Origin of the sequence: Mycobacterium sp. E1214 (assembly GCF_001666755.1) — a bacterium.
GTDB lineage: Bacteria > Actinomycetota > Actinomycetes > Mycobacteriales > Mycobacteriaceae > Mycobacterium.
Genome location: NZ_LZJC01000035.1, coordinates 1 through 594, shown reverse-complemented (window position 1 = coordinate 594; position 594 = coordinate 1). Strand labels below are relative to the sequence as shown.

The following is a 594-nucleotide window of genomic DNA, read 5'->3' as shown; positions in this document are numbered from 1 at the left end:
GCCACCCCGGCATGGTTTTCTGACTATGTGCTGACGGTGGGCGCGGTCGACTCTTCGGGGGCCCCGCTGGATATCAGCATGGCGGGCCCCTGGGTGTCGATCGCGGCCCCGGGCACGGACATCGAAAGCCTGTCCCCGCGCGATGACGGGCTGATGAACGCCGTCGAAGGCCCGAAGAACGCCTTGCTGCCGCAGGTGGGCACCTCCTTTTCTGCCGCGCTGGTCTCCGGGGTGGTCGCGCTGGTGCGCGCAAAGTACCCGCAGCTCACCGCGCATCAGGTGATCAACCGGCTGCTCAAGACCGCGCGGGCCCCGGCGCGAGGGGTGGACAACCAGGTCGGGCACGGCATCGTGGACCCGGTGGCCGCCTTGACCTATGACCTACCGCCCGGAGAACCCGTCGGACCACAACACCTGGCGGCCCCGCTGGTGCTGGCCCCGCCGAAGATCGGGCGCGACATGACGCCGGTGTGGGTGGCCGCGGCCGGTGTGGGCGGCCTGGCGCTGCTGTGTTCGGTGGTGCTGGGCTCGGCGGCACTGATGCGCCGGCGGGGGGCGGGGTCATGAAGGCGACCTTCCCGCTCAGTGTGGCCG

At 71.0% G+C, this 594-nt stretch carries 1 protein-coding gene; it reads left to right on the top strand.

What is annotated here, in order from left to right; translation table 11 throughout:
• A partial coding sequence (locus A5700_RS04375) for a S8 family serine peptidase (protein WP_156671074.1) occupies positions 1 to 567 on the top strand: 567 nt, incomplete at its 5' end.
• Positions 568 to 594: the final 27 nt, after the last annotated feature.